A 23,467-nucleotide genomic window follows, 5' to 3' on the forward strand; every position below is an offset into this window, starting at 1 on the left:
CTTGTGGTCCTGCTAGTCCTTGTCTTGTGGTCCTGCTAGTCCTTGTTCTCCCTGTGGTCCCGCTGGTCCTTGTTCTCCCTGTGGTCCCGCTGGCCCTTGTACTCCTTGCGGTCCTGTTGGCCCTTGTTCTCCCTGCATTCCTATCGGGCCTTGTTCTCCTTGTGGTCCCGCTAGTCCTTGCTCTCCCTGTGGTCCCGTTGGTCCTTGTTCTCCTTGTGGTCCCGCTGGTCCTTGTACTCCCTGTGGCCCTGCTGGTCCTTGCTCTCCCTGTGGTCCCGCTAGTCCTTGCTCTCCCTGKAGTCCTGCYGGTCCTTGTTCTCCCTGTGGTCCTGCTAGTCCTTGTTCGCCTTGTGGTCCCGCTGGTCCTTGTACTCCCTGTGGCCCTGCTGGTCCTTGCTCTCCTTGTGATCCTGCTGGCCCTTGCTCTCCTTGTGATCCTGCTGGCCCTTGCTCTCCTTGTGATCCTGCTGGCCCTTGCTCTCCTTGTGATCCTGCTGGCCCTTGCTCTCCCTGTGGGCCCGCTGGTCCTTGTTCTCCCTGTGACCCTGCTGGCCCTTGTACTCCTTGGGGTCCTACTGGTCCTTGTTCTCCTTGTGGTCCCGCTGGTCCTACTGGGCCAGGAGGACAAATACAATCACAAAATTCACAACAATCACACGGTCGTATGCCCATAGTGAATAACCTGCCTTTCATCCCATTTATGACAGATTATGCTGTTGTTTATTGACTGCTTGGACAAATGTAGAAACAATCGAAAATTCTTAAAAACAAGATAGTGACGCAGGGATGGTCTAGAAGGTTTCGTTTAAGCTGCGGTAGCATTAGGGACGATTCTCCTGCTTCTAATTACAAACGGTTGCTCTACTTAAAGAATAGATAAAAAAAAGATCAAGGCACTAATACCTTAATCTTTTCTTGAACATGCATTCCCCGTATGAAATTAGGAATTACAAATAATATTGACGTTTTTTGTTGTGTTTGCTGTAACAAACAAACATAAAAATCATGGGTTAGGCAGTTTGGGTATTTACTTCAGCTGGTTCACATTGTTGTAAATCGTTTAATACTTGCTGATTGATGACTTGATTAAAATCAGAAGGTGGCTTTAAGGAAATTCCTCTCCGATTTGCAACAGAAATAATTATTCCTAGTTCATAATACATACATTTTGAAAGAATGCCCGTTTCAATATTTTCAATAACTTGTTTATAGAAACGGATTAAAAATTCAACAGGTAACTTTTCATAAAAGTCCATTTTTACTCACCTCTAAATTCACTAAAGAAAGCCCTTTCATTTAGTATACCATAACTAGTTAATCAATTGTGTATAAAAGTCAAAAAAATCAGAATATGGATCACAATAACGATTGGCATAATTTACTGGTTGAAAAATGACCCTTGGTAATTATTATTAGTATTAGACAATATTAAACTAGGTCTTAAGAACCTAGTCTAGGGTATTTTACATAACAGGGAGAAATATGAAATACACGGGAAGAGTGACTTTATTATTACTATCGCTTACAGCTTCAATAATTGAGTTTTTATTAGGCATAGACATAGAAAGATTTGAAGTATACTTTGATATATCTGCTGCAGCTTTAGCTTGGTATGTTGGTGGACTTTACGATAAATTAAAATTTCTATCTTTTAAAGATTATTTAACCAAAATTAATAATAGAAGATATGCGGATCAAGTGATCCCCAAGTTACTATACAAGGGAAAGTTGATTAAAAAACCTATAACATTATTCAGTTTAGATATGAACAATTTTAAAAGCATAAATGACAATTATGGTCATGGTACAGGTGACAATGCCATAAAGAAAATCTCAGAATTACTAGTAAACAATATTCGCAAAAATGATTTAGTTTTTAGATGGGGTGGAGATGAGTTTCTTATTGTTACTCCAAATATAGGGAAAGAAGGCGCTGAGAATCTTGTTCATCGTATTAATCATGCAGTCGATAATGAGATGAAAAAGTTCAATAATGCAAACATTAATTTGGGAATATCTATCGGGTTTGCCGTATTTCCTGAAGATGGAAAGACCTTCGATCAATTGCTCACAATTGCAGATAAGAAAATGTATAAGGTAAAGGTTTCAAACAAGTAAAAGTGAATTACATTATATCCATAAACTCTGTTACTACCGGGAGGCGACGCTTAAAAAAGCATCACCTTTTTCTAGTTTGATTATAAAAACAGATTGTGAAGAAAAGCAAATAAAGTAATTGGATGGTTCTTAGCTGTGATCGATTTGAAAAAGATGAATACATAGATGAACTGATATATAGAACCCCCCTGGGCACTCAGGTTGGCAGCAAGACTATTGACTAAGCCACCGTGGAAATTTTTGTGCTATCAAAAGCTATGTTTTTGGGAGGAAATAAGATTTAGAAGATAACATTCCGAGGATATCCAAAGAGTTTGTAATAATTTTCAAATTACATGCCATAACGAACATCCCCATAACCCGGGAACTTACTCACCCTTATTACAAACGCCGCTTTCGACTATTATTTCACCTAAAATAAAACAAAAGCCTTTATAGCAACTGAATTCTCGAATCTAATCAAACGTTTAATTAGCACAATAATATTCAAACAAACGATTGATTAGATGCTAGAAACCCCCTTTAATTAAACGAACTCTTGCTAGTTTTTAGGAGCAATTTCTGTCGAGGAACAGTCACTGGCTTTGATCTACTTCTTCTATAAAAACATATAAAAACTATAAATCTACATAATTTGACACGTATTGAAACTAATCAAACGATTGTATAAAAACGGAAACAAACCTGGTAATAAAGAGATTTGATTATAAAATGGGTAGAATTTTGTCACTCAGATTTATTGTAAGAACGTCAAGATTGTTTAATTGTTTAGCTCCTCCCAATTCATCAAATTGGCTGTTAGATCCTTCCACTAAAGTGGTGCGTCAGGAGTAAGAAACCAGCACCTTTATTTGAACCACCTAAATAAAACTAGTAATCCTTAAGAAACTAATGATAAAGATAAGGATAAGAAACGTAAAGAACCGCAATATCAAATCAGCCAGTTTCAACTATTCACAAGTCAAAAGTCAAAAGTAAGCGTCAAATAGCCCCTTATCCTGATTTTAGGATAAGGGGTTATTTGACGCTTACACCATTTAAAACTCAATTCTTTAATGGATGTCCTTTTAATGGATACAATACTTTCTTTCTAAGAGTGATTGATCAACCGCTCCAAATCTCACGATACGGCTATTGACTTCTGGCAATAGAGTGGGTGATGTTTTTCTGCACCGAAAGGTGCAGGAAAACACCGCCTATTCCCCCCTCTAATCTAGCGTATTGGTTAAGTGCAGTAGAACCGTCCCCTTGCATACCCTTGCATACTATAATCGTTGAATTAATGTCATAACAGGTTAAAAAATCATCATATCTCTTAGCAGGTAATAGTCCAAGCCTTCCATATTTATGAACATATATTATTATAATTCTCTAAGAAAGGAAGTGTATGAATGGGAATTATATGTCCTGGTTGTAGTGGGATTGTGAATGGAACCATTGATGATGCCACAGTTGTTTTTATTGATAATCAAATTTCAGAACAAGGTACAATCACTTTTACAGGAAATTTGTGTTCAGCTTCACCAGAGCTTAGTACCTTAACTATTACGTTCTTAGATATTGGTGGTTCACCCGCTAACAGAAGTTTCACCTTTACCGCAACTTCCTTTACGGGTATATTCTGCAGCCCACAACCAAGTGGTACCTGTACAATGTTTGTAAACGGTTTTGGTGAATTTGCTGGTGATAATAATCAATGGAGTTTCCATGTAGAACTAGGAGATGGAAATGATATAAATCCAGACTACGGGGCGTTTGAAATATCTAATTTTGCATTTCAAGCGATTACCAGTACTCCTGTACTAGCAACAGGTAGTATAGAAATTGACTGTTTGAACTAGGTTTGTTGCAAAGATCTACTACCCTTTTCTAGCAATGGATACCTATCAATCTTCGACAAATTCGGGGAGTGACATATCGTACTAAACAGAGAATTATAGATAAGCAAAAGCTTAGAATCCCTAATGTAAAATGATTTTATGAATTACATGTCTCTTCAAACATTTGTCTATCAGCATAATCTAAGTTAAATTAATTATTTGTTCATGAATGGTTTAAGTATTTATCTTTAATAAATTCGGGCCCCTCTAGGGCTTTAGATCACATTGTATTAGGTGTTTGAGACTATAGACCTCGTGGGTGTCAGCGTTATGAGTCTTGTCCTGCAAATACGAATAATACGTGAAAATCAGAGTTAATATTTGCTAGGTGATATCACTGCAGGATGAAAACTCGAGATCCCTTCACGTTCTAGAGGAGCCCTATATATAGTTCTTGATAGTCGAATCTTCCAAAAATGGATATGGGAGGTTTATTTAAGTTCGGCTGAACCAAAATTAACCTCAAACCGTCCCATGGTCTTCCCTAGGTCTTTTTACTTTCTCCCCGAAGACCCAAATAGCCTCATTTTCCCGATGATTGTATTTTTCACGGCTTCTCGTCCGGAGGCGAGGTAGCTTGTGGCATCGTAGAGGTCAGGATCCCGACTTAGTTGGTCGCGGATGACTTTGGTAAATGCCAAATGGTTATCAGCGTTCACATTAATTTTTGCCGTTCCCATTGAGATGGCCTTTTTAATTTGTTCCTGGGGCAGACCGGAGCTACCGTGTAAGACTAATGGTATGTTCGTTAAGGCTGCGATTTCCTTCATACCGTTAAAGTCTAATTTAGGTTCTCCTTTGTAAATCCCGTGGACAGAACCTAATGCTGGGGCAAGGAAATCAACACCGGTTTGTTTAACCAATTTTTCACAGTCCTTTGGATTGGCATAGACGGGATTGGATACCTCCACCACACCGTCTTCTTTGCCACCGATATTCCCGACCTCCGCCTCGACCGAGACACCATGTTGATGGGCGTAGTCGGTAACCTTCTTCGTGATTCCAATATTTTCGCTTAAAGGAAAATGTGAGGCATCAATCATCACCGAAGTAAATCCGGCATCTACCGCCATTTTACAGCTATTAAAACTAGACCCGTGGTCCCAAATGAAGAGCAACCGAAACCGTGATCTTCATTTCTTTTACTAACGCTTTTACCAATTCAACAACAACAGAATAACCGCCAAAATAGCGCACGGCTTGTTCCGTTACCCCTAAAATAACTGGAGACGTTTCTTCTTCTGCAGCAGCCAAAATGGCTTGTGTCCATTCGAGATTGTGTATGTCAAAATGGCCAACGGCATAACCGTCTTGTAACGCCTTTACCGCCATTTCTTTGACCGAAACAAGCGCCATCTCCATCCTCCTTCCTTCCCTGACTTTCACTCTGGCTTTACTGAAGCTTTGCTAGAAGCTCTCTTATGAATGCAGGTTCGTCCTTCGGTGTTCTGGAAGTAATGATATTTTGGCTGACAACAACTTCTTCGTCGATATAATGGGCACCGCTATTCATCACGTCATCACGAATGCCTATGTAACAGGTGAGTGTTTTTCCAGCTAATATATCGGCACTAATCATTACCTGTGGTCCATGGCAGATTCCAGCCACCACTTTTGAGTTTTGATTTAGATCTTTCACAAACGAAACAACACCCTCGTTTACCCTTAATTCCTCGGGTGCACTGCCACCTGGAATGACAACCGCATCAAAATCAGCCGCATTTGCCTCTGAAGCCGCCAACTCTGTGGTATAGGTGACAGTTTTCTGCTTTCCCTCACAAAGAATACCCTTTTCTGTGCCAACGATAACCGCTTCATGACCGGCTTCCTTAATGGCCTCATACGGATTTTTTAATTCAGAATCCTCAAAATCACTTGCTACTAAAAATGCTACTTTCGCCATGGTAAAAATTCCTCCATTATTTAGTATTTTTAAAAGCAAAGCTCCTACCCTAAAGTAGAAGCTTTTTTTACAATCAATTAATTAGTAAGATGCTGGTAGTACTCATATGCTTCTTTATCTGTATACCCTTTATGAACAACCATGTTAACAGCTTGAATCATCTCCTCTGGATAAGCGGATTGGAAAATGTTTCTTCCCATATCTACACCAGCTGCTCCACCTTGAATCGAGTTGTAAGCGAGCGTAAGCGCATCTGCCTCTGGAAGTTTCTTGCCGCCTGCTACCACTAACGGAACAGGACAAGCCGCTGCTACCTTTTCAAAGTCCTCACAATAATAGGTTTTGACGATTTGGGCACCAAATTCAGCCAGCATCCTTGTTGCTAATAAGAAAAATTTAGAGGTGCGCTCCATTTCTTTTCCGACTGCAACAACACCCAACGTTGGAATGGAATATCTCATACCCAGGTTAACAGCCTTGTTTAACTCTTGAATCGTTTCCTTTTGACCGTCAGCACCAATGAAGGTTTGGATCGCGATGGCACTTGCATTCATCTTAATCGCATCTTCAATATCAACCACCATGGATTCATGGCTCAGGTCATCCTGGAGAACACTGGATCCGGAAGAAGCCCGTAAGGCAATCGCCTTATTAAAGGTTGCAGGAACGCTGCTGCGAATCGCACCCCTCGTACCCATTAAACAGTCTGCATAATTAGCCAGGCGTGGAATCAGCAGATCCAATCTTTCTAACCCGGAAGTTGGCCCCATGAAATATCCATGGTCAAACGCCAGCATAACCGTTTTACCTGTTTCAGGGTTAAAGATCCTTGATAACCGGTCCTTCATACCCCAATCATAATTGTTTGCACCTTTAACATGGAAATTACCATTGTTTGCGAATGGAATAGTCTCAGAAAAATCCTTTGCGTTTTTGTTTCCAATAATATCTGCCAATTCTCTCTCTCCTTAGAAATTGTAGTCTTTTGTATTATCTTTCGTGAACACAATTCGCTCTGGCAATACAATGATTCCGGAATCATCTGCTTCATAATCGTATCCTTGAATATTGTTTGACTCTACCTTAACAGAACCCATATCAGGAACATCAACAGAGTCGCCGACTTTTAGATCATTTCCTTTTGCTAACCAGTAAGCCACGTAAACAGCAAGAGCACCTTGGTCTTTAACATCCCATAAGCCATGGTTGTTAATCGTTCCATTTTCAATAAATGATCTCATTGAATTTGGAGAAGCAAATCCTGTAATAATAACATCTTCAGCCTTCAACCCTTTATTTTCAGCTGCTTGTGCCATTGCAGGAAGAGCAGTGGAGTCTGGGCAAATAACCGCATCAATATCAGGATATGAATCTAGGATACTTTCTCCAACCTGTAGTGATTTTTGTTCATTAGCATCACCATATTGAGTCGTAACAACCTCCCATTTTGGATAGGTTTTCTTGATATATTCGTTAGCATAAGTTACCCAGGCGTTTTGGTCCGGAACAGTTGGGCTTGAATAGAACCAAGCAATCTTTTTCGCTTCATCAGGGTTATCCATTTGTTCTGCAGCCATATCAACAAGCATTTTTCCTAAGATTCCCGGTGTACCTTGGTTGATATATACCGAACGGAATTTCGGATCAACATCGGAATCCCATGTTACAACTTTAATGCCGGCATCCAATGCCTTTTTCAAGGCTTGATTCAAACCGTCAGAAGAGACAGATGAGATGGCAATCGCATCCGCACCGCTGTTTACAGCACTATTGATAATTTGTACTTGGTTGGCAACCGTACCTTCAGGTGCGCCATCGTACTTCACTTTGAAACCTACCTTTTTTGCCATCTCTTGTGCACCATCGTTACCAGATTCGAAGAAAGCATTTCCTGTCATTTTCGGGATAAACACAACTTGAATATCTTTATCATCTTTTTCCTTTCCTCCGTCGCCAGAGGTACCTTCATTGGAACTACATGCAGCTACAAATAGCATCATAATTGCCAATACGATTACTAGTTTAAAAGATTTCTTTTTTCGCATTGCTACTTAACCCCCAATAGTATGATTTTTGGTTTTCGTGATTCTTTTAATATTGAATCTGAAATCAGGATTGATTCCCAAGAAAGCAACTGACACAATCAGAAGGACCCCTGTAGCCAACCCGATATATTGAGTTGATACTCCAGCCATTTGTAACCCCACCTGCATGAATCCCAAGATAATGCTGGCTAACGCTGTCCCGATAACACCCCCTTTACCTCCAGTGATTAACGTTCCTCCCAATACAACAACCGTTAGGATGGGCATAAGATACTCAGCACCATAGTCAGATCTTGCACTTCCTAAATAGGAAGTTAAAACAACCCCCGCAATACCCGCAGCCATACCGGACAAAACATAGGTACTGGCAATCATTCTCTTCGTATTAATGCCAGCGTACTCTGCTGTATTTTGATTAATCCCTGTCAGGTAGATATATCTGCCATACCGCGTGCGGTGCAGAAGGATATACGCGATGATAAACATAATAATGAAGATAACCACTGCGTTCGGAAGTCCGAAGACTTGACCGTTGGCAAGTTGGCCAAACATTTCCGGAAACCCGGAGATCCCTTCATACGTACTGACACCAGACATTCCCACCAACACAATCGCAATTCCGCTATATAACAGCATACCGCCAAGGGTGATGACCATCGCCTGAACCTTTCCATAAGCAATCAGGATGCCATTTAGAAGCCCGCATAATCCGCCGATTAAGACGGCACACAGGACTGAAATCCAAATATTTAGACCCACCACTTGAGACAACAGGCCCATCACAACAGAGGCTAACCCAATAATGGATACACCTGATATGTCAATTCCTCCAGTAATGATGACCAATGTGACAAAAAATCCAATAATGGCGATGGGGATAAAATCATTAAAGCTATTAAGCAGGATGGTGACATTCCAGAATCTTGGATTCAACATCCCAAAAACCACAATTTCCATCACGATTAAAAATACCAGCATGAGGTTCCATTTCGGAATTTTCTTTAACATGTCAACTCTAAGCCTCCTTCTGCAGCACTCTTGCATTTAACCGTAGCTTCTTCGCTTTTTTGCTAGCATTTAAGGCAAGCAAAGCGTCGACCACTACAATGATGATTAAGAGTGAACCCGAAATCGTATCATTCCAGAATGCAGGTACTTTCATATAAATAAGAGCAGAGTTGATCGATACTAAGATAATGGCTCCCAATGCCGCCCCGACAACCGTTCCAATGCCGCCAATCAAGGACACACCGCCAAGGACACAGGCCGCTATGACCGTTAACTCAATTCCTGCTCCAGCATTTGTTGAGACAAAGCCAATTTGACTAACAAAGATCAGTCCAGCTAAGGAAGCACAGATTCCTGAAACAACAAAAGAATAAGCAATGTAACGGTTAACGGGGATACCCAAGGAAACAGCACCATCCTTGTTGTCGCCAATTGCATAGTAATACCTTCCCCTGCTGCTTTTAGACAGGAACAACTGAACGAGAACGACCCCGATAATCACCATCACCGTCAATAAATTGACCCCAAAAATTTCCGTATTCGAGAGCCCTTTCACATTGGCAGGGATATTTTCCACCCATTTACCATCCGTGTAAATCACTTGAACGACCCGCGTAATTGAGAGAACAGCAAGCGTCATAATAAAGGAAGAAATTCTCAATTTGATAACGCCAAATCCATTAATCAGACCAATAATTAATCCAATCACTATGGCCGCAAGCACGGCAACAAAAATATTTCCGCCGTCCCTGAGGATGGTTCCACTAACCGCCGCACTTAAGCCCAGTGTTCCGCCGATGGAAATATCTAAATTCCCTGTTAAAAGAACAAAGGTCATACCGACAGCTAGAACGATATAAAGCAAACTGCTTTTCAACGATTTATCGATATTCTGCAAGGATAAATAGTCAGAGTTGATCATGCCCACCACAACGAACAGAATAACGAGAAATAGGAGGGTTCTAAATTCCCGAAGTTTGATTATGTTTGTAACCCTAGACATGCGCCTTATCACTTCCTTCGTATGTTCCAAAAGCTGCTTTCATCACATTGGTTGCATTAATTTCGTCCAAGCTCAAGACAACATTGCTCGTCCCTTGATAAACGGCATAAATGCGGTCGCTGATTCGTTCAATCTCTTCCAGGTCGGAGGAAATGAGCAGAATCGAAAATCCCTGTTTTTTCAATTCGGTGATGATGGAATAGATGTCCCCCCTCGCAGCAGCATCAATCCCTCTTGTCGGTTCATCCATGATGATTAATTTCGGGTTCATCGATAAAGCCCTGGCGATCACCGCCTTCTGTTGATTCCCACCTGATAGCGATTTGAGTTCATCATCTTGAGAACTCAATTTAATTCTTAATCTATCAATATACTGACTTGCCACTTTCTCTTCTAGTTTCTTCTTTATAAAGAGACCTTGTTTTTTAATAATCTGTGCTGTGATATTATTTCGTACTGAACTTATTGAAAAAATACCATGCAAGAACCGGTCTTCCGGTATGTAAGCTAACCCACTGTCAACGGTTTCATTAATCGATAGCTTCGTAATATCTTTTCCATCAAGAGAAACACTACCTGACTGGATCGGATTAATTCCATAAATCGCTTCGGCAATCTCCGTCCTGCCTGCTCCGACAAGACCGGCAAGTCCAACAACCTCACCCTTGTAAACTTCAAAACTTATATTTCTGAATCCATCACCCGTGATATTTTCGACCTTAAGGATAGGTTCCTCCCCTTTACGGTTAATGATCCCTTTTTCAAATTGATCCTCATAATTTGCTTCGTTTCCAACTGGAAGCAATCCTTGGATTAACATATCTTTTGTAAATTCTTCGATTCTTCCTTTTAGCGTTACTTTACCGTCTCTTAAAATGACAGCATGTGTGGAAATCTGAAAGACTTCATCAAGACGGTGAGTTATATAGAAGATTCCTACCCCGTTTTGCTTTAGCTGCTGGATCACCTTGAATAAAGACTCTGTTTCAGAAAACGTCAAGGTAGAAGTTGGCTCATCGAGAATTAATACTTTTGAATTTCGTAAGAGTCCTTTAATAATCTCTAGTTGCTGTTGTTCAGCGATACTTAAGGTTGCAGCCATACGATTCAAATCGAGATTCCAGCCTAACTCTTTGATGAGTTTACTAGAATCATCTCTTACTTTATTTTTACTTTTTTTAAAGCCAATCGTCAGGTTTTGTTCAACTGTCATATTGGGAAATAACAACGGTTCCTGAGGCACCAGATAAACGCCTTGTTCATGAGCCGAGTTCGGATTTAAGTGACCAGCCCTTTCACCATTTATTTCAATGGCTCCTGCATCGGGTTGATAAATCCCTGTAAGGATTTTCATTAAGGTACTTTTCCCTGCACCATTGCCGCCGATGATTGAGATTACCTCAGACTCATTCAACTCTAGTGAAATCCCCTGTAAAACTATATTCCTATTAAATGACTTGTGGATATTCTCCAATCTCACTAAGTTCTTCGGTGTTTTCATAATAACCCCCTACCTTAGCACCGTTTTATGTAACCGTTTTCTATATTTTATAAATTCATTATATTCCAACACATTTTATTAATCAACAATCTTTTTATTTGTTTCAAAACTTTTTATTATTTTTCCAACTTCTTAGTTTGTTAAAAGTAGATTCATTGACTCCCCCTCTCAAAACATTAGTAATACCAAGGTTTTATCTGTAAAACCGCTGAAGTATAAGCTGAATTTAAAAATAAAACAGCAACAAAAATAGGGTCAACACGTATTGACGAAAGGAAGATTTTGTTGGTATATTTGTTTTATCACCAAACATTAGTAGCACAATAGTTTTTAAACGAAACTTTTGTTAGCTTTAAAAATAACCAGTAAAGAGTGAATCACATGACATACGAAAATAGCCTCATTATAAAAATTGCATGGAAATATTACAATGAAGGAATGACCCAAAATGAAATTGCGGAGTCGCTAAACCTGTCCAGAATGAAAGTGATTAAGTACCTGGATATCGCGAAAGCAAATAACATTATCCAGTTTAAAATTAACCTGAACCAATTCGTTGACATGGATCTGCAGAATAAAATCAAACGGAAATATGATTTACAGGATATTTATATCGTTCCAGCTGCCACCCAAAACCCGCTAGACAGTCTAACCATAGCAGCAGCCCAATATATAGAAGATAGAATTACCAGTGACACGATGATTAACGTCGGGTACGGGCAAGCTGTCTCCAGGACGTTGGGGCATTTAAATATCTCTACTAAATATAAGGTCACCTTTGTCTCACTATCCGGCGGCGTAAGATTTTACATCCCGACAGCTGTCGATTCATCATCCGATTATTATACAAATCCGAATTACAGCCATTACATAATGCCAGCTCCCTTGGTGGTATCTGATCATCGGCTTGCCGAGCAGCTGGTCAAGGAACGCCCAATCAGGAAAATTTTTGAGATGATTCCTTATTCCAATATTACGATTATTGGAATCGGAGCTGTAAATGATAAGGCCACCCTTGTGAAAGAAGGATATTTAAGCACCACCGAAATAGAAATCTTTAAATCAATGGGTGCCGTAGGGGATTTATTGAGCCAATTTTATGATATTAATGGCAATGTTTTAGACCATAAATTGCATACACAACTGGTCAGCACCGATATTAATCTGTTGAAATCACTGAACCAAGTCGTTGCCGTAGCCGGAGGTTTGGAAAAAAGAGAAGCCATTATTGGTGCATTAAAAGGAGGGTATATTGATGTATTAATTACCGATGAAGAAGTCGCCAAAAGCCTGCTGGAATAAGAAATAGATTAGATGGTGGTAGAAAGGGAGATGGAATCAATGGAAAAGTATTTAATGGCGATCGATGCCGGAACCGGCAGTGTCAGAGCCATTCTATTTGATACACTAGGCAATGAACTTTTTGTAACCCAAGCAGAATGGACACATAATGAAGACAAACGATATCCTGGTTCAATGGACTTTGATATCAACAGAAATATTGAAATCATTATCGGACTAATTAAAGAACTGCTAGCTAAAAGCCAGGTGAATCCAGAAGACATCGCAGCCATCTCCACCACCAGTATGCGTGAAGCAATTATCCTTTATGATGAAGATGGCAAAGAGCTTTGGGCCTGTGCCAACGTTGATTCACGGGCAAATGATGAAGTGGCCAATCTTTATCAAATCAGCGACACCATTGAAGAGGACATTCATCAGATTTCTGGACAGACGTTTTCTTTAGGGGCCATTCCACGTATCCTGTGGGTGAAGAAAAACATCCCTGAAACGTATGACAAAATCAAATACGTGACCATGCTGAATGACTGGATTACCTATCGTCTAACTGGTGTTATTTCAGTTGAACCTTCCAACGGCTGCACAACCGGGCTGTTTAATCTAAAGAAAAGAGTGTGGGATCCAAGCATCTCGGAGAAAGTCAGCCTGAGAATGGATATTTTTCCGGTTGTAAATGAAAGCGGCTCCATTATTGGCCCTGTAACCGAGGAATTCGCGAGGCTGACCGGACTAAGCGTGCAAACACTCGTTGTTGCCGGCGGCGGTGATGCCCAACTAGGCTGTATCGGCATGGGCGTGATCAACGAAGGTGATGCCGCTGTTTTGGGCGGTAGCTTCTGGCAATATGAATATACATCCAACCAAGTCGAAATCAATGATTCTTGTAATGTCAGAGTAAACTGTCACGCCATCCCTAATACGTGGCAATATGAAGCCATCGCCTTCTTCCCTGGACTAATCATGCGATGGTTCAGAGATACGTTTTGTGAACTCGAAGCCTATTTACAGAAGGAAACTGGGGAAAGCATTTATACTCAAATGGAAAAAAGAGCAAAGGATGTTCCTGCCGGCTGCCATGGAATGGTCTGTACTTTTTCGGATAAAATGGATTACTTCTCCTGGAAGCATGCGGCACCAAGCTTCATAGATTTTAAGATTGATAGTTCCTTTAATAAGGCAACCTTCTATCGGGCCATCATGGAAAATGCAGCGTTTGTCACGAAAGGAAACATCGAATGTGTATCCACAATTACCAACAAGACACCAGAATCAATTGTTTTTGGCGGCGGGGCCTCAAAAAGTGACCTTTGGTGCCAAATTGTATCCGACGTTCTCCAAATGAACGTGAAAGTTCCCGTTGTCAAGGAATCTACAGCTCTTGGCGCAGCGATATGTGCAGGGGTAGGTGCTGGTATTTACGGAAGCTTTAATGAAGCTATCGACCAAGTGGTTAAATTCGAGAAAAGTTTCGAGCCAAACGAAACAAACCGCGCTGTTTACGAGGAATTATACAAAAAATGGGAAGCTGTTTACAAAGTTCAATTAGAACTAGCAAATCAGGGCATTACCGATCATATGTGGATTGCCCCTGGCTTATAAACGATTAAAAGGAGAGATGAGAAATGACAGTGATCAACGAGCTTGAAAAAGAATACCGATTTGGCGACAGCGGCCCTAAGTATCTATTAAGAGGGCCACGCATGAACTTTGGAGTCGTCGCCCTTCAGCCAGGACAGGATTTCACCGCCCATTATCATAACATTATGGAAGAAAACTTCTTTGTCCTCGAAGGAGAACTAGAAATTCATATTGATGGTGAAATCTTCCAATGCAAACCAGGCGACTTTATTCACGTGGAACCAATGAAAGTCCACTACTTAATCAACAAAGGTGACACCGTCTTCAAAGCCACCTTCATGCTCGCGCCTTATCAAATACAAGACAAGGTGGATGTTGATTACAAGCCGTACGCGAAGTGAAAGCACTAAGGAAACGGTTCTTATAGCGGACAACAGAAATTTTGCACGCAAAAAGGCACAACTAGCATTAATAGCTAGCTGTGCCTTTAATGTTTTTTAAGCAGAAGATTCATACTCAAAATTCCTGGTTGTCAGACAAGAATGAAGTCGCGGCCTCTGGTTTGTTGGCATCCACTCTGCAAGAGAACCGTCCCTATGTACTTTTTCATCAGTTTAAATACCGTACTCATACCAGCCAAAGAGCTGCTTAAAAGAAAACTCTAACTTTCCAGGGTCACATCAGAACCGTCCCTATCCACTTACTCCATTAATAATAAGAGGTTGTTTATAAATTGGTCGTAGGTTTTTGATTTTAGTAGTAGGTGTACATTTTCTGGGTCTGATAGGATTTTGATGAAGCTATCATAGATATCGCGAAAGATGCTTCGTTCGTCTTTGTTTAAAGCAATTAGGGCAATAATTTGGACAGAATGGTTTCCCCAATTAACGGGTTTGTCATTTAATACGATCGAAATCGCTGACTTGACTGCGTTCATTTGCATCGAGTGTGGCACAGCTACATTGTTATTAAAGGAAGTGGAGGACATTCTTTCTCTTTCAATGATGTCGTCAATACCCCTGTTTTCAATAAATCCTAACTGAACCAACTTATCTCCAAGAAACCTAATGATTTCAAATTCATTATTTAAGTAAATATTATGTTGAAACAAATGGGGATCGAAGAGGCTGATTAGATGATTTTTCAACTTCGTGCGACTACGTTTCTTGTTAATTTTCGTTATGCCCTGTTGAATTTTCTGAATGTCCTCTTCTAAAATAAATGGGTTTAAATGGACCATTTCATGTTCGGTTATTTTTGGAAAATGAACCGTTGTGATAATTAATTCGGAGTCAATTTGCTCGAAATCACTATCAATTTTGGTAATCACTCTACTGATCTCAATTTGTTCTCCGAATGAATCCTCAATTCTTTTTAACATCGGGATGTGCATATTATAATACTCCGGGCAGATAACCGTGCAGGTTATTTTATATTCTAGCGCTTTTTGTCTTTCTAGAAAGGCACCAATATGGAAGGCAATATAGGCAATCTCGTCTTCGTTGATTTGAATATTTTCCTTTTTTTGTATCTCATTCGAAATAAACACGGCCAAATCATAAATAAGTGGATATGAAGATTTAATCTGCTTAGTTAATGGATTTTTGGACAAATAATTATGCCTTGCCCGGTTGATTAAATTGCGTATGTGTAGGATAAATTTTATTAGAAATTCATCCCCATACATATCCACCAGATAATATTCTTTTACTTTTTGGATGATTTCATTTACTAAGTGAATATAACGCTGCTCAATATATTCCCCTAGGTTTTCGTTGTTTAAGTTGTCATAACTTAATATGGTTGCCTTGCTAATTAATAGAATCGTTAAGTAGTTAAGCTCTGCACCTTCAAACGTTGTCCCAAATTTAGATTTTATTAACTTGGCGATCTCTAATGCTGCCTGATATTCTTTCGTATTAGTTAATGCCTTTATATTTTCTTCCGAAATGGTTCGATGCTGGCTGACCCGTTCTGTTGCAATGACGATATGAAGCAGGATGTTCCCGATTGTGTACTCATTTATATAAAGATTATAGGAGGACAACACTTTAATCAGTTCGTCCTTGAAATCTTTTAAATCATAACCAAAAGCGGCTTGGATACTTCCTATACGCAAAAAATGGTCCTTTGTTTCTTCGTAAAAAATATGGCTCATCAACTTTCGTTTATCTTGTTCAAGTCCACTTAAAATGATTAAGTCACCGTCTCGTTTGAAGGATAAATTAAATTTCCCCAAAAGGCTTTTGGCCTTTTTTAAATCACCTTCAATCGTAGATGTACTGACATAAATTTCCTCACTCACGTCAAATATATCCATACCTTCAGAGTGGGTAAACGATTGCTTTAATAGGTAATATAGACGCTCTAGCGGTGTCAACCCTCTAGGTGTTTCTGTAGGATTTTCCCGCAGAAGCCCATGGTAAACGCTTTCGTTTATTTGGTACCCAAGGTTAGAGGATATGATTAATAGGGACGGAGAGGTGTTTTCATTTATTTCATTGATATATTTACGGATACTCCTGGTCGATACAGAGAATTGTTTAGCTAAGATATCCGCCTTTACCCAATCATTCTTATTTAACAAGAATTGTACAATCTCTTTCTCTCTCTCCTTTTTCATGCTACAAAAACCCCCACAGGTCTATTTATCGTTAGTTTTCCACTTATATAGTGTAGTAAAACCCATACTAAAATGAAAGGTTAAAAAAGTTCCTACCCCCCGGAACTTTTTTAACTTGAGATGGTGCTCTAAAAAGTTAGACAATAGCCTCAGAAAGTATCATTCAAAATGGGAGGAATTAATGATGACAGAAAAAACAATTCTTTTAGTATGCGGTGGGGGTGCTTCCAGCGGATTCATGGCCCAAAACATTCGAAAAGCAGCGAAAAAAAGAAATATTGAACTAAATATAATCGCGAGAAGCGAGTCCGAGGTAGAAGAATATCTGAATGAGATCCAAGTCCTGCTCATCGGCCCACATCTATCCTATATGGAAGTGGATTTACAAGCCAAGGTGAGCGCCTATAACATTAAGGCTGCGGTGATCCCGCAAACCATTTATGGTCTTTTGGATGGGAACAAAGGTCTGGACCTGATTTTAGAGCTTCTTGGCGAAAAATAAACTAGACCGGGGGTTATACGATTGAACACATTTATTAATTGGATGAACCAAAACTTTACGCCAAAAATGAATAAAATAACGAGAAATGTGTGGGTTTCTTCAATTCAGGAAGCCATTATGGCGATTTTGCCGCTGATTCTTGTAGGATCGCTGATTACATTGATTTCAATCTTGAATAATTATTTTTCAAACATGCCCAATTTTTCACCGATCACTACGTTTTCATTTGGTCTTATTAGTCTATTTGTTGCACTATTAGTTCCTTATTTTATTATGGAAAAAAAGAAAAAGAATGATCGAAAAATCATCTCAGGATTAACAGGTCTTTCCCTTTTTCTCATGCTGCTTACGCCTAAGCTTACAGACGACGGCGGGATCACCTTCACGTTGGAACGTTTCAGCGGAAACGGCATGTTTGTTGCTTTGATTGTCGGCCTTTTAGTTGGAGCATTCATGTATCTTTTCTCTAAATTCTCTTTCTTTAAAGGTTCAAGTTCGCTTCCAGATTTTATTATTATATGGTTTGACACGATAATCCCGATCACGATTCTTTTGCTGTTCGGATGGTTATTTACCTTCCAGCTGAATGTTGATTTGTATGATTTAATCATAAAAGTTTTTGAACCCGTTACATCAATTGCCCAAAGTTTCACCGGGTTTGTATTCATCGCTTTTCTTGGTGTTTTCTTTTATTCTTTTGGAATTAGTGCCTGGGTTCTGTACTCCATTATTTTTCCGATTATGCTGGAGGGTATTCAACAAAATATCGATGGTGTCGCTCAAAATATCAATACAATGGAAACTCAAACGGCTTGGGTATGGATTGGAGGTATGGGAACCACATTACCTTTGGTACTGATGATGTTATTCATGGCAAAGTCCAGCCATTTAAAAGCCATTGGTAAAGTAACGATTGTACCGTCTATTTTCAATATTAATGAACCTGTCATTTTCGGTGCTCCGGTAGCTTTTAATCCGATTTTAATGGTTCCGATGTGGTTGAATGGTTTAATTATACCTGCAATCACGTACGTGGCACTCACCTGGGATTTTGTGACAATCCCTGAGAGACTTTTTCAACTATGGTATATGCCGGTTGGAATTTCTTCCATGCTAATTAACTCCGATTTCCGCGGATTAATTTTATTAGCTGTCGTTGTAGTCGTATCTTGGTTGATTTGGTTTCCGTTTTTCAAGGTGTATGACTTGCAGCAGTTTAAAAAGGAAAAAGAATAGTAGAAATGAATTTGGAGGTTTAGACATTGAACGACCACAACACAAATGATATCAATGAAGTATCGATGAAGATTATCCTACATGCCGGTGACGCAAGATTAATCATTAAAGAAGCACTGGACTGTGTGGCAGCTTGTGAATTTGATGCGTCAAAGCAAAAGCTCGTTGAAGCGAAAAAGAAAATTACCGCTGCCCACGCTGCACAGACTGAAACCATCCAAGGTGAAGCCCGTGGTGAACAGATTGCTTTCTCCCTGTTGTTTGCCCATGCCCAGGACACTTTAATGACCATCATGAGCGAATGGAATACGGCCAATCATATCGTTCGCCTATTTGAAGTGTACGATGAACGCTTAAAAAAGCTAGAAGAAAAATTTTAAATCAACAGTAAATGCCAGGTGGATCGTATAGTCTGGCATTTACCTTTTCAGGAGTTTGTCAGATTAGGAGGAGTGAGCAGGTATGAAAAAATTAGAATTTCCAAGAGACTTTTTATGGGGGGGCAGTATTGCTGCTCATCAATGTGAGGGTGCATATCAGGCTGATGGAAAGGGCCTTGGCCATATGGACTTTGTAACAGCGGGAAGCTTTGGAATGGAGCGTAAAATCACGAAGACCATTGAGGGGGGAAATGTCTACCCTTCACACGATGGGATTGACTTCTATCATCGCTATAAGAGTGATATTGCATTGTTTGGTGAGATGGGATTTAAAGCCCTGCGTATTTCCATGGACTGGTCCCGTATTTTCCCTCATGGGGATGATGATTCACCAAATGAAAAGGGATTGGCTTACTATCATCAGGTCATCGATGAACTTCGAGCACACCAGATTGAACCGATTATTACGCTATGTCATTTTGAGATGCCGATAGAAGTGGTACATAAATACCGTTCCTGGCTAAGCAGGGATACGGTTGAGTTATATCTTCGGTTCTGTGAAACCGTGATGAAGGAATATAAAGGGAAGGTACGCTACTGGGTAACTTTTAATGAAATGAATCATTTAGAAATCCAGAGTGATTTTTCTAATACTTTTACTTATATGATTACAGGCCTACAGTATTCTGATCTAGATGATAAGGAGCAGCAGCTTGCGACAATTGGATATTATATGACTTTAGCGAGTGTGAAAGCAGTTAAACTCGCACATGAAATTGATCCGGATAACCTGGTTGGCTGTGTTTTTGGCCTCACCCCTTGTTACCCAAAGTCTAGTAAACCCGCTGATGTATTGCAAGCTTTTAAAGATACGGAAAGGGATCTATACCAAGTTGATGCGATGTGCAATGGAACGTTTCCTTTATATAAACTGAAAGAGTATCAGCGGAGAGGTATTACGTTACCAATAGGCGAAAGTGATCATCGTGCCTTTAAGGAAGGAAAAATAGACTTTATCGGGTTAAATTATTATTCCAGTGACGTTAGTTCGGCTGAACGTGATGAAAATGCTGATTCCTCTTTGTTTGGTGGAATAGCGAATGAGCATCTAGAGAAGTCATCATGGGGTTGGTCCATCGACCCAACGGGATTACGGTATATGCTGAATTACTTGGATCATCGATATGGCCTTCCGATTATGATCACCGAAAATGGTTTAGGTGCTGTCGATCAAGTGGAGGAGGATGGCAGCATCCAAGATGATGACCGCATCGATTATCTGCAAAAACATCTAGATGCAGTAAAGGCTGCTATACAAGAAGATGGTGTCGATTGCATTGGCTACTTAACGTGGGGACCCATCGATTTAGTTAGTGCAACCACGGGCGAAATGAAAAAACGGTACGGATTCATCTACGTCGACAAACAAGACAATGGCAGTGGAACACTCGAGCGAAAAAAGAAAAAAAGTTTTTACTGGTACAAGAAACTAATAGCTACAAATGGGGAGTAACAAAGATGGGTTCTGCTGCCTTTTTACGGAAACAGCAGAACCGCGTCCCCGCGTACTTGAAAGAGGTTTTATAATAAAATGGTGAAATTTCCAATATCCTTAACCCTCTGAAGTGCATGTTCCTTATCGCCATTTTTGATGCTAATCAACGATTAATTAAATCCACCACAACCACCGATAAACAAAGGTTTTCTTCTGAGCAGAGCGGGTGTCTGACCTCCTCACAGGTTTCCATCATTATCTACTGCTAACTGAATTAAGCGGCCATGCTCAAAATAATATAAAAAAGCCCATCACGGGCTAAGTGATGAGCTTAATGAAACGACTATCCTCCACACAATATTACCAATTTATTTGAATATGAAAATTTCGGGTCGCGCTGTGACGTGGATCCACATCTACACCTTTTTCCCATATCCAAAAGCACCATATGTTTCACATGTATTCCCAGCAGAAATGGAAGCACTTTTTAAAGCGGTGGTAATATCCTGGGTAACGAAATAGGATGTGATAAACCCAGCTATAAATGAATCCCCTGCTCCCATCGTATCAACAACTTCTGCCGAAATTGGTGACTGTAGGTACTTGTTCCGGCCATCAGAACAAATTGCCGGCTTTGCTCCCTGTGTTACAATCACAATCTTAACACCCAATGTATGGACATATTTGATTAATGAACCAATTTCTTCATCACTCATACCACTTCCGGAAAAGAAGGCAAATTGGATATAAGGACAAACCATATCTAAATATACCTTACTCCACTTGCTCTTTGTTGAAAAATCAAAAGAAATGGGCTTAAAGCTTAACCTTTGTAATTCATGTTCAATATAACTGTTTATACTTGTATGAATCACGTCAAATTCGCCAATATAGTTTAGGTCATCCTCCGTAAATCGCAGGGTTACTTTTGATTGTACGCGCGAATCCCTATTTGTCCCTTTAAAGACCCGATCTCCGTTTTCATCTAAAGCAACATATGCTTTTCCGTTTGGTCCATACATTTGGCGAATTCTTGTCGTATCCACCTGTTCCTGTTGCAATACATCAAGAACATGCGCAGCTTCTAGATCATTACCGATTATCCCTATATATCCATTCCTTTCAGCACCATTGCGTTTGCTGATCACTGTTACATTTAAGGCATTCCCACCTGGATAAAAGGTGTTTTGATCTTCATATAAATCAACTACATTATCACCTATTCCGACTAAATTCATAAACGGTTCCACTCCATGACTTCACGATAGGTCAATCTCAAGACTATTTCTCAATGTACGTTTCTTCAAGAGTTACACCTGATTGGAAGGATAAGAATCCATTAAGATTGACAAAACCATTTACATTTTTCTGCATTCCGTAGCTTTGTTCTCTCCAGTTTAAATAAACAAATGGTGATAATTCCATCGCTCTTTCAATCAGTTGTTTGTAAATCTCCTCACGTTTAGCAGGATCGATTTCCTTACGACCTTGTTCTAATAAACTATTAATTTGTTCATCGTCAAAGTTTGCTGAGTTATTAAGTCTAGCCGGTCCACCCTTATAGAAGTTACTCATCCAATCGCCATCCGTAATATCTCCTGAAGTCCCAGCTACTACGAACTGATAATCGCCTTCAACGTTCTTATTAATTCTTGTTGCCCAATCCGGAAGCTCCAATTCTACCTCAATACCAATTTTCTTCAACTCAGATTGTACAGCAACAGCTGTTTGTTCATGCATACCATACTGTGACGTAGATAAAAGCGTTGCTTTAAATCCATTTGGATAACCAGCCTCAGCAAGTAACTCTTTTGCTTTCTTTACATCATGCTCAAAGTATTTCGTGTATTTTTCGTCATAGCCCATATAACCTTCTAAAGTGGCCATACCATAGATTGGCTTTCCACGTCCACTAAATGCCGTGTTAAGGATGGCATTTCGGTCAATTCCATAAGCAATCGCTTTCCTTACCTCAGGCTTGCTAAATGGCTCAAAGTCCGTATTAAATTGCAGCGCCATAAATGGTCCATTTGCACTTGCAAGTTTCAAATTATCCGTCTTTCCAATTGATTCTGCATCTTTCCAAGGCACAGTTTCAATTAAATCAACATCACCCGCACGCAAAGCATTTACGCGTGTATTTTCTTCCGAATAAAATTGAAATTCAATTTTATCTAAGTAAGGCTGCCCTTCCTTATAGTAATCCTCAAATTTTTCAACAATAATTTTGCTTCCTTGGGTCCATGATGCAAACTTAAAAGGTCCAGCTCCCATTGGCTTTGTGGCAATATCGTCAATGTTAGCTTCTGTATAAGACTTTGATACAATAACAGACTCAGGAAGTGCAGTAAAGTGAACGAAAGGAGCAGACGGCTCTTTTAGATTAAATGTTACCGTTTTATCCCCTTCAACTACAATGTTATCAATAATTGATAATTCCGTCTTAAACGTTGCCTTACTGTCTGGGTTAATAATACGATCGAACGTATATTTGATATCCTCTGCAGTAACAGGATCACCATTATGGAATTTTGCATCTCTTAGCGTAAAGGTATAAGCAGTCAAATCATCATTGCTTGTATAAGATTCTGCTAGTTCTGCTTCAAGTTCTCCTTTTTCATTGTAGTTATATAAACCTCTGAAAATAGCCAATTTTACCGTTCTGCCATGCGTTCCATTTTGCATATAAGGATCCATCGTGGTTGGCTCTGCAGCTAAGCCAAATGTGAGAGAACCGCCTGATTTATCTCCATCTGATCCCACGTTTTCCTTCTCCTTTGAAGAAGTTTCATTATTGCCTGAACAAGCCCCCAATAATCCAACTACAGCAAACATTACAATAAAAATTGCTATAAACCTTTTTACCATGCACACACACCCCTTTTAAATTTTT

Annotated in this window: 20 protein-coding genes and 1 pseudogene; 9 read left to right on the forward strand and 12 right to left on the reverse strand. The window is 39.8% G+C overall.

Annotated elements, in window-relative coordinates:
* Positions 1 to 12: 12 nt before the first annotated feature.
* Both BTR25_RS19570 and BTR25_RS19575 read right to left on the reverse strand, forming a co-directional pair.
* Complete coding sequence (locus BTR25_RS19570) at positions 13 to 672, reverse strand: collagen-like domain-containing protein (RefSeq protein WP_075689717.1); 660 nt, start codon at positions 670 to 672, stop codon at positions 13 to 15.
* Between the two features lie 338 nt (positions 673 to 1,010).
* Positions 1,011 to 1,256, reverse strand: coding sequence for a hypothetical protein (locus BTR25_RS19575; RefSeq protein ID WP_075689718.1), 246 nt, complete (start codon positions 1,254 to 1,256; stop codon positions 1,011 to 1,013).
* 226 nt (positions 1,257 to 1,482) lie between these two features.
* On the opposite strand from BTR25_RS19575, the gene BTR25_RS19580 reads away from it, so the two are divergent.
* Together BTR25_RS19580 and BTR25_RS19585 are read left to right on the forward strand one after the other, a co-directional pair.
* On the forward strand, positions 1,483 to 2,118 hold the full coding sequence (locus BTR25_RS19580; RefSeq protein WP_075689719.1) for a GGDEF domain-containing protein: 636 nt from the start codon (positions 1,483 to 1,485) through the stop codon (positions 2,116 to 2,118).
* A gap of 1,391 nt (positions 2,119 to 3,509) precedes the next feature.
* Positions 3,510 to 3,959 carry a hypothetical protein gene (locus BTR25_RS19585; protein WP_075689720.1) on the forward strand — a complete coding sequence of 150 codons (450 nt, stop codon included), beginning with the start codon at positions 3,510 to 3,512 and terminating at the stop codon, positions 3,957 to 3,959.
* A 533-nt stretch (positions 3,960 to 4,492) separates the two neighbouring features.
* Here BTR25_RS19585 and fba read toward each other — a convergent pair.
* The 7 genes and pseudogenes from fba to BTR25_RS19620 all read right to left on the reverse strand — a co-directional run bounded on the left by fba (position 4,493) and on the right by BTR25_RS19620 (position 11,458).
* A pseudogene (fba, locus tag BTR25_RS19590) lies at positions 4,493 to 5,354 on the reverse strand (class II fructose-1,6-bisphosphate aldolase).
* 37 nt (positions 5,355 to 5,391) lie between these two features.
* Positions 5,392 to 5,901 carry a type 1 glutamine amidotransferase domain-containing protein gene (locus BTR25_RS19595; RefSeq protein WP_075689721.1) on the reverse strand — a complete coding sequence of 170 codons (510 nt, stop codon included), beginning with the start codon at positions 5,899 to 5,901 and terminating at the stop codon, positions 5,392 to 5,394.
* Between the two features lie 77 nt (positions 5,902 to 5,978).
* Positions 5,979 to 6,857 carry a 3-hydroxy-5-phosphonooxypentane-2,4-dione thiolase gene (gene lsrF / locus BTR25_RS19600; protein WP_075689722.1) on the reverse strand — a complete coding sequence of 293 codons (879 nt, stop codon included), beginning with the start codon at positions 6,855 to 6,857 and terminating at the stop codon, positions 5,979 to 5,981.
* Positions 6,858 to 6,869: 12 nt separating this feature from the next.
* Positions 6,870 to 7,946 carry an autoinducer 2 ABC transporter substrate-binding protein LsrB gene (gene lsrB / locus BTR25_RS19605; RefSeq protein WP_075689723.1) on the reverse strand — a complete coding sequence of 359 codons (1,077 nt, stop codon included), beginning with the start codon at positions 7,944 to 7,946 and terminating at the stop codon, positions 6,870 to 6,872.
* Positions 7,947 to 7,952: 6 nt separating this feature from the next.
* Complete coding sequence (locus BTR25_RS19610) at positions 7,953 to 8,954, reverse strand: ABC transporter permease (protein ID WP_075689724.1); 1,002 nt, start codon at positions 8,952 to 8,954, stop codon at positions 7,953 to 7,955.
* A gap of 7 nt (positions 8,955 to 8,961) precedes the next feature.
* Positions 8,962 to 9,957 carry an ABC transporter permease gene (locus tag BTR25_RS19615; protein WP_075689725.1) on the reverse strand — a complete coding sequence of 332 codons (996 nt, stop codon included), beginning with the start codon at positions 9,955 to 9,957 and terminating at the stop codon, positions 8,962 to 8,964.
* Positions 9,950 to 11,458, reverse strand: a complete 1,509-nt coding sequence (locus tag BTR25_RS19620) for a sugar ABC transporter ATP-binding protein (RefSeq protein WP_075689726.1) — start codon at positions 11,456 to 11,458, stop codon at positions 9,950 to 9,952. The genes BTR25_RS19615 and BTR25_RS19620 overlap by 8 nt, the downstream gene beginning before the upstream one ends.
* Before the next feature lie 381 nt (positions 11,459 to 11,839).
* Between BTR25_RS19620 and BTR25_RS19625 the strand changes: the two genes are divergently transcribed.
* Genes BTR25_RS19625 through BTR25_RS19635 form a run of 3 tightly spaced genes read left to right on the forward strand, consistent with a single transcriptional unit; the run spans position 11,840 to position 14,739 of the window.
* A complete protein-coding gene (locus BTR25_RS19625) occupies positions 11,840 to 12,760 on the forward strand; it encodes a sugar-binding transcriptional regulator (RefSeq protein ID WP_075689727.1) in 921 nt (306 codons plus the stop codon).
* A gap of 39 nt (positions 12,761 to 12,799) precedes the next feature.
* On the forward strand, positions 12,800 to 14,359 hold the full coding sequence (gene lsrK, locus BTR25_RS19630; protein ID WP_075689728.1) for an autoinducer-2 kinase: 1,560 nt from the start codon (positions 12,800 to 12,802) through the stop codon (positions 14,357 to 14,359).
* A gap of 23 nt (positions 14,360 to 14,382) precedes the next feature.
* On the forward strand, positions 14,383 to 14,739 hold the full coding sequence (locus BTR25_RS19635) for a cupin domain-containing protein (RefSeq protein WP_075689729.1): 357 nt from the start codon (positions 14,383 to 14,385) through the stop codon (positions 14,737 to 14,739).
* Between the two features lie 299 nt (positions 14,740 to 15,038).
* Here BTR25_RS19635 and BTR25_RS19640 read toward each other — a convergent pair whose 3' ends face one another.
* Entirely contained in the window at positions 15,039 to 16,961 is a 1,923-nt protein-coding gene (locus tag BTR25_RS19640) for a BglG family transcription antiterminator (protein ID WP_075689730.1), read from the reverse strand.
* A gap of 181 nt (positions 16,962 to 17,142) precedes the next feature.
* Between BTR25_RS19640 and BTR25_RS19645 the strand changes: the two genes are divergently transcribed.
* The 4 genes from BTR25_RS19645 (at position 17,143) to BTR25_RS19660 (ending at position 20,592) form a co-directional block, all read left to right on the forward strand.
* Entirely contained in the window at positions 17,143 to 17,463 is a 321-nt protein-coding gene (locus BTR25_RS19645; protein ID WP_483295273.1) for a PTS sugar transporter subunit IIB, read from the forward strand.
* A 21-nt stretch (positions 17,464 to 17,484) separates the two neighbouring features.
* Positions 17,485 to 18,699: a PTS sugar transporter subunit IIC gene (locus BTR25_RS19650; protein ID WP_075689732.1), complete on the forward strand. Its 1,215-nt coding sequence runs from the start codon at positions 17,485 to 17,487 to the stop codon at positions 18,697 to 18,699.
* A gap of 26 nt (positions 18,700 to 18,725) precedes the next feature.
* Entirely contained in the window at positions 18,726 to 19,079 is a 354-nt protein-coding gene (locus BTR25_RS19655; RefSeq protein ID WP_254842755.1) for a PTS sugar transporter subunit IIA, read from the forward strand.
* Between the two features lie 82 nt (positions 19,080 to 19,161).
* Positions 19,162 to 20,592, forward strand: coding sequence for a glycoside hydrolase family 1 protein (locus tag BTR25_RS19660; RefSeq protein ID WP_075689733.1), 1,431 nt, complete (start codon positions 19,162 to 19,164; stop codon positions 20,590 to 20,592).
* 398 nt (positions 20,593 to 20,990) lie between these two features.
* Here the strand turns inward: BTR25_RS19660 and BTR25_RS19665 are convergent, their stop codons facing one another.
* Both BTR25_RS19665 and BTR25_RS19670 read right to left on the reverse strand, forming a co-directional pair.
* Positions 20,991 to 21,812, reverse strand: a complete 822-nt coding sequence (locus tag BTR25_RS19665) for a PfkB family carbohydrate kinase (RefSeq protein ID WP_075689734.1) — start codon at positions 21,810 to 21,812, stop codon at positions 20,991 to 20,993.
* 43 nt (positions 21,813 to 21,855) lie between these two features.
* On the reverse strand, positions 21,856 to 23,442 hold the full coding sequence (locus tag BTR25_RS19670; protein ID WP_075689735.1) for an ABC transporter substrate-binding protein: 1,587 nt from the start codon (positions 23,440 to 23,442) through the stop codon (positions 21,856 to 21,858).
* Positions 23,443 to 23,467 lie beyond the last annotated feature (25 nt).

Origin of the sequence: Bacillus sp. MRMR6 (assembly GCF_001940785.1) — a bacterium.
Classification (GTDB): Bacteria; Bacillota; Bacilli; order Bacillales; family Cytobacillaceae; genus Neobacillus.

Excerpts from the sequence above, each read along its gene's own strand:
- BTR25_RS19610 (WP_075689724.1), bottom strand. The coding sequence starts at position 8,954 with ATGTTAAAGAAAATTCCGAAATGGAACCTCATGCTGGTATTTTTAATC.
- lsrB (WP_075689723.1), bottom strand. The coding sequence starts at position 7,946 with ATGCGAAAAAAGAAATCTTTTAAACTAGTAATCGTATTGGCAATTATG.
- BTR25_RS19665 (WP_075689734.1), bottom strand. The coding sequence starts at position 21,812 with ATGAATTTAGTCGGAATAGGTGATAATGTAGTTGATTTATATGAAGAT.
- lsrK (WP_075689728.1), top strand. The coding sequence starts at position 12,800 with ATGGAAAAGTATTTAATGGCGATCGATGCCGGAACCGGCAGTGTCAGA.
- BTR25_RS19580 (WP_075689719.1), top strand. The coding sequence starts at position 1,483 with ATGAAATACACGGGAAGAGTGACTTTATTATTACTATCGCTTACAGCT.
- BTR25_RS19620 (WP_075689726.1), bottom strand. The coding sequence starts at position 11,458 with ATGAAAACACCGAAGAACTTAGTGAGATTGGAGAATATCCACAAGTCA.
- BTR25_RS19645 (WP_483295273.1), top strand. The coding sequence starts at position 17,143 with ATGATGACAGAAAAAACAATTCTTTTAGTATGCGGTGGGGGTGCTTCC.
- BTR25_RS19595 (WP_075689721.1), bottom strand. The coding sequence starts at position 5,901 with ATGGCGAAAGTAGCATTTTTAGTAGCAAGTGATTTTGAGGATTCTGAA.
- BTR25_RS19585 (WP_075689720.1), top strand. The coding sequence starts at position 3,510 with ATGGGAATTATATGTCCTGGTTGTAGTGGGATTGTGAATGGAACCATT.
- BTR25_RS19640 (WP_075689730.1), bottom strand. The coding sequence starts at position 16,961 with ATGAAAAAGGAGAGAGAGAAAGAGATTGTACAATTCTTGTTAAATAAG.
- BTR25_RS19635 (WP_075689729.1), top strand. The coding sequence starts at position 14,383 with ATGACAGTGATCAACGAGCTTGAAAAAGAATACCGATTTGGCGACAGC.
- BTR25_RS19670 (WP_075689735.1), bottom strand. The coding sequence starts at position 23,442 with ATGGTAAAAAGGTTTATAGCAATTTTTATTGTAATGTTTGCTGTAGTT.
- BTR25_RS19660 (WP_075689733.1), top strand. The coding sequence starts at position 19,162 with ATGAAAAAATTAGAATTTCCAAGAGACTTTTTATGGGGGGGCAGTATT.
- BTR25_RS19575 (WP_075689718.1), bottom strand. The coding sequence starts at position 1,256 with ATGGACTTTTATGAAAAGTTACCTGTTGAATTTTTAATCCGTTTCTAT.
- BTR25_RS19615 (WP_075689725.1), bottom strand. The coding sequence starts at position 9,957 with ATGTCTAGGGTTACAAACATAATCAAACTTCGGGAATTTAGAACCCTC.
- BTR25_RS19625 (WP_075689727.1), top strand. The coding sequence starts at position 11,840 with ATGACATACGAAAATAGCCTCATTATAAAAATTGCATGGAAATATTAC.